General features: G+C 70.8%; 5 protein-coding genes. 2 read left to right on the top strand and 3 right to left on the bottom strand.

Annotated features, from left to right (window positions below):
- Positions 1–1327: family 43 glycosylhydrolase (locus G6027_RS13190; protein ID WP_241727106.1), on the bottom strand; the 1327-nt coding region annotated here is incomplete at its 3' end.
- 75 nt (positions 1328–1402) lie between these two features.
- Entirely contained in the window at positions 1403–3046 is a 1644-nt protein-coding gene (locus G6027_RS13195) for an AMP-binding protein (protein WP_182637571.1), read from the bottom strand.
- Between the two features lie 142 nt (positions 3047–3188).
- Here G6027_RS13195 and G6027_RS13200 point away from each other — a divergent pair, with 142 nt between their 5' ends.
- Complete coding sequence (locus G6027_RS13200; RefSeq protein WP_182637572.1) at positions 3189–4328, top strand: acyl-CoA dehydrogenase family protein; 1140 nt, start codon at positions 3189–3191, stop codon at positions 4326–4328.
- Positions 4329–4372: 44 nt separating this feature from the next.
- Entirely contained in the window at positions 4373–4927 is a 555-nt protein-coding gene (idi, locus tag G6027_RS13205; protein ID WP_182637573.1) for an isopentenyl-diphosphate Delta-isomerase, read from the top strand.
- A 17-nt stretch (positions 4928–4944) separates the two neighbouring features.
- On the opposite strand, the gene G6027_RS13210 is transcribed toward idi, so the two are convergent.
- A partial coding sequence (locus G6027_RS13210) for a phosphoribosylglycinamide synthetase C domain-containing protein (RefSeq protein WP_277612346.1) occupies positions 4945–5473 on the bottom strand: 529 nt, incomplete at its 5' end.

Consider the following 5473-nt stretch of genomic DNA (forward strand, 5'->3'; position numbering starts at 1 on the left):
AGACGACGAGCTCATACCGCCCCGGCACCAACGGGGCTGCGGGGCGCAAGGTCAGCGCGCGGGTCACGGTCGCTCCCGCACCGACGGCCTGGGGGACGGACGACCGCGGCTGACCGTCGACGAGCACGGGCAACTCGAGCCGGCGCTTATCGGGTCCGGTGAGTGTGGCGCGCAGGTCGCCGGAGTAGGCGGACCCCGTCGAGTCCAGCCGGACCGAGGCGTCGAGCACCTGGCCGTCCCGGTCCGGCCGCAGAACCGCACCACCGACCGCCGTGAGCCTTACGGGAAGGGTGACGATGGGATCGGCGGACCGGGTCGAGGACGGGGTGCCGTCTCCGACCACCGGCCACCCGCCGACCCAGTCCAGGCGGTCGAGCATCATGTAGCGCCTCTGCACCCCGTTGGGGAGCACGGCGCTGCCACGGGGGGCGGCGTGGTAGAGCATCCAGTCCTGCCCGGCGTCATCGGTGGTCACGTCGACGTGACCCGGTCCCACCCAGTCGTCGTCGCCCTTCAGGATCACGTCACCGGGCAGCGGGGCCCCCGGCCCCTGCACCAATGAGCGCTGCTGCCGATCGGAGTACGGGCCCATCACGTCGTCGGCGCGACCCCCCAGGACGCGGTACTGCGACCGCTCGCCGTCGCAACACAGCCCTGCACTGGTGAACAGGTGCGTCCTGCCCTCGCGGCTGACGACGGCGGGAGCCTCCACCCCCGTGCCCGCCACCAGGACGGGATCGCCGATGAGAGCGGTACCCGCGGGGTTCATCCGCACCGCGTGGACCCCCTCGAAGTTGCCCATGAACATGACCGGGCCGTCGGCGGTGAACACCACCTCAGGGTCCATCGGGTCCAGATCCTGGTACGGCTGGGCGGCCCCGAAGCAAACGATCGGCGCGGTTCCGTGTGTCCACGGGCCCTCGATCCCCGGCGCGGTGGCCCTCCCGATGCAGGGGGACGGTCCGCCGGTCGTGTAGTACATGACGGCGCCAGCGCTGGTGACGTGGACGTCCGGGGCCCACAGGAACGAACCCGGCGGCGCCCACGCCGGGCGGGACCCGAAGGCGTCGCCCACGTACTCCCACTCGACGAGGTCGAAGGACCGGAAGTGCGGGACGAGCCGGTACCCGGCGCCGTCCGACCAGTCGTCCGAGGACGCGTAGACGTGGAAGGCCCCGTCCGCTCCCCTCTGGACCGACGGGTCCGGGGCGACCGAGGAGATCACCGGGTTCGCGGCCGCGGGCACCGCCGCGGTGGCGGACACGAGGGGGATGACGATGGCCAGCGCCGCGGCGCCGAGGGCGCGGGCTCCGCGCGGGGTTTTCATCGACCGAGCATAGACCCATGAACCGTCTTTATGTGACCGCACTTAACTTCTAGCCAGGCGGTCGACCCGCGCTCCCTATTCCGCCGCGCGCTCCTTGCGCAACAGGAACCGCTGGATCTTGCCCGACGGCGTCTTGGGCAGCTCACGGGAGAAGTGGATCTTCCGGGGGAATGCGTGGGCCGCGAACTCCGTCTTGACCCACTTCTGCAGTTCCACGGCCTTGTCGTCGTCACCCTCCACACCGTCGCGCAGCACGACGTACGCCTCGAGCACCTCACCGGCCAGCTCGTCGGGGACGCCGATGATCGCCGACTCCAGTACATCCGGGTGCTTGGCCAGGACGGACTCCACGTCGAACGGGCCGATCCGGTAGCCGGACATGATGATCACGTCGTCGTCGCGGCTCGAGAAGTAGAAGTGACCGTCGGCGTCGAGCTTGGCCGCGTCACCCGTGTAGTACCAGCGGCCGTCCGCGCTGAACCGCTCTGCCGTCTTCTCCGGGGCGTCGTGGTACCCCGTGAACCACATGAGCGGGCTGGCGGAGACGTCGATCGCCACGCGGCCGAGTTCACCGACCGGCGCGGTCTCATCCGAGTCGGCCGCGAGCACGGTGCACCCCCACCCGGGTAGCGGCACTCCCATTGATCCGGGACGGACGTCCTCGCGGAGCGAATCGTGCCAGGGGTTGATGATGAACATCCCGTGCTCGGTCTGGCCGTACTGGTCCCGAACCTCGACACCGAACTGCTCGATCGACCACTCGATCACCTCGGGGGTGAGCGGCTCACCGGCGGCGGAAGCCCGGCGGAGCCTCACGTCCGGGGCGATGTCGCGCTTGGCGCGCATCGTCCGGTAGACCGTCGGCGCCGCTGCGAAGTTGGTGACCCCGTAGTACTGCAGGACGGCGAACGCCAGCTCCGGGGTGTACCGGGCGTGCAGGAGCAGGCTGCGGCGGCCCACGGCCAGCGGACCGAGGATGCCGTAGTAGAGGCCGTACGCCCACCCCGGATCGGCGCCGTTCCAGAACACGTCGTCGGCGCGCACGTCCAGACCGGTCTCGATGTATTGGTGGAACGCGGCGAGCGCCCGGACGGGGACCACGACGCCCTTGGGGGTGCCGGTGGTCCCCGAGGTGAACAGCATGACCATCCCGGCTTCCGGACCGGTGACCGCGGCGGCGCGGCCGGGCTCCTGGGCGCCGACGATCGTGTCGAGGTCGAGGTCTCCCTCCCGGGCACCGGCGCAGTCCGCCAGACCGGCCACGATGACCGGGACGGACGTGGTCTCGAGCTTCCCCCGCTGGTCGGAATCGGACACGATCACCCGGGCGTCGCCGCCGGTGATCCGCATCTCGATGGCGGGCCAGGCGAACGCGGTGAAGAGCGGCATGTGCACCGCGCCCAGTCGCCAGATCCCCATGAGCGTGAACACTAGGTCCGCGGACTTGGCCATGAGCGTGGCGACCCGGTCCCCCTCGCCCACACCGAGAGCCGCGAGGGCGGCGGCCACCTTCTCGCTCCCGATCTTCAGCTCGCCGTAGGTGACGTCGCGACCGGACAGGTCGGCGTCGATCACGGTGAAGGCCACGGCGTCGGGGTCGTGGCGGTCGCAGAGGAACTCGGCCGCACTCGCACCGGGGACGTCGTAGATCGCCAGGAGTTCTTCCGGGGACAGGGGCGTGCCGGTGGGCGGCGTGGTCTCGGTCATATCTGCAGACATGTCTGCAGATACTGGTGCAGAGGCCCGCCGCGCACCACCCACCGACGGGCACCCCCGCTTTCGGGGCTGGTACGACTGCTCCGGAGCGGTGCACTCTAATGGGACCACCCGACGATTCCCGCACGTACCCGGAAGGATCCCCATGGCCGTCGACCGACTGCTCCCCAGCGACGAGGCGTACGAACTCCTCGAGATGACCCGCTCGGTCGCGGACAAGCTTCTCGAGCCGATCGCGGCCGAGCACGAGCGGAACCACACCTATCCCGAGGGACTCTTCTCGCATTTCGGCGAGGTGGGCCTATTGGGGCTGCCCTATCCGGAGGAGTTCGGCGGGGGAGACCAGCCGTACGAGGTGTACCTGCAGGTTCTGGAGGAACTCGGTGCCCGCTGGGCGGCCGTCGCCGTGGCGACCAGCGTGCACGGCCTGTCCTGTTTCCCCCTGGCCACCGCCGGAACCGACGAGCAGAAGGCCGAGTGGCTGCCCGGGATGCTCGCCGGTGAGCAGATCGGGGCGTACTCGCTCTCGGAGCCGCAGGCCGGGTCGGACGCAGCGGCGCTGCGGTGCCGCGCCGTGCGGGAGGGTGACGAGTTCGTGGTCACCGGCACCAAGTCCTGGATCACGCACGGTGGGATCGCCGACGTGTACAATACCTTCGTCCGCACCGGCGAGGGGTCCGGCGGCATCTCGTGCCTCCTGGTCCCCCACGACACCGAGAACCTGACGTTCGGGAAGCCCGAGGACAAGATGGGCCTGAACGGCGTCCCCACCACCACCGCCGCCTACGAGGGCGCCCGCGTCGACGCCGCCCGTCTCCTCGGTGCCGAGGGCGACGGACTGCGCATCGCGTTCTCCGCCCTGGACTCGGGCCGACTCGGGATCGCCGCGGTGGCCACCGGCATCGCGCAGCGGGCGCTCGACGACGCGGTCGCCTACGCCAATGAGCGCGAAGCGTTTGGCAAGACCATCATCGGCCACCAGGGCCTGGGCTTCCTGTTGGCGGACATGGCCGCGGCCGTGACCTCCGCCCGCGCCACGTACCTCGACGCGGCGCGCCGCAAGGACGCCGGCCGGCCGTACTCGCGTGAGGCCTCGATCGCCAAGCTCACCGCCACCGACGCGGCGATGAAGGTGACGACGGACGCCGTCCAGGTGCTCGGAGGCGTCGGCTACACCCGGGAGTTCCCCGTGGAGCGGTACATGCGCGAGGCCAAGATCACGCAGATCTTCGAGGGCACCAACCAGATCCAACGACTGGTGATCGCCCGCGACCTCGCCGTCTGAGACCCCGGAGGCCCGTCCGGCACGAAGCGCCTAAAGTTGGCGGCATGTCCTCCCTTCACGACCCCTCCGCCCCCGCGACCACCGAGTACGTGGTCCTCCTCTCGGAGGACGGCCAGCCCATCGGCACCGCGGACAAGGCCACCGTCCACACCACCGACACCCCGCTTCACCTGGCGTTCTCGTGTCATGTGGTCGACGGTGAGGGCCGCGTCCTGCTCACCCGACGCGCACTCGACAAGCGCGCCTGGCCCGGCGTGTGGACCAACTCCTTCTGTGGCCACCCCGGGCCGGGCGAGGATACCGCCGAGGCGATCGTGCGCCGGGCGGAACAGGAACTCGGGACACGGGTGGACGGGATCGAGCCGGCACTACCGGACTTCCGGTACCGGGCGGTGGACGACTCCGGCATCGTGGAGAACGAGATCTGCCCGGTGTTCACCGCCCGCATCCGCGCCGACCTGGCGCCGCGGACGGACGAGGTCTGCGCCTACCACTGGGCCCGGCCCGAGGACGTACGCACGGCCGTCGACGCCACGCCGTTCGCGTTCAGTCCCTGGCTCGTGGCGCAGGCTCCGCGGATGGCCCTCTACGCTCGTTGATTCCGGCGGGGCCGAGGTCAGTCAGGGATGCTGATGCGCCCCTCCTCGGCCGCCAGACCGATGTCGCGACGGAAGTGACCGCCGCCCAGCTCGACCCCGTCGAGGATCCGGTAGGCATCTGCACGCGCGGCCGCCAGGTCGGAACCGGTACCGACCACCGACAGGACACGCCCCCCGGCCGAGACCAGTCGCCCGTCCGCGTCCCGGGCGGTCCCGGCGTGGAAGACCCCCGGCTGCTCGGCACCCTCGATGACGTCACCCCGGCGCGGCGCGGACGGGTAGTTCTCCGCGGCCAACACGACGGTCACCGCGGCGCCGCTGCGCCACACCAGCGGCGGCAGCTCGGCGAGACGGCCGGTGGCCACCGCGTGGAGGACCTCCCCCAGCGGCGACTCCAGCAGCGCCAGGACCGCCTGCGTCTCGGGATCACCGAACCGGCAGTTGAACTCCACGACCTCGGGTCCCGACGTGGTGATCGCCAACCCCGCGTACAGGAGACCGGAGAATCCGCACCCCCGCGCGACCATCTCGCGGGCGACCGGCTCA

It is taken from the genome of Dietzia sp. SLG310A2-38A2, assembly GCF_014145095.1.
In the GTDB taxonomy this organism is placed as follows: Bacteria; Actinomycetota; Actinomycetes; order Mycobacteriales; family Mycobacteriaceae; genus Dietzia.

What these genes read in the sequence shown, in the direction of transcription:
- G6027_RS13195 (WP_182637571.1), bottom strand. Translation starts at nt 3,046, where the DNA reads ATGTCTGCAGATATGACCGAGACCACGCCGCCCACCGGCACGCCCCTG.
- idi (WP_182637573.1), top strand. Translation starts at nt 4,373, where the DNA reads ATGTCCTCCCTTCACGACCCCTCCGCCCCCGCGACCACCGAGTACGTG.
- G6027_RS13200 (WP_182637572.1), top strand. Translation starts at nt 3,189, where the DNA reads ATGGCCGTCGACCGACTGCTCCCCAGCGACGAGGCGTACGAACTCCTC.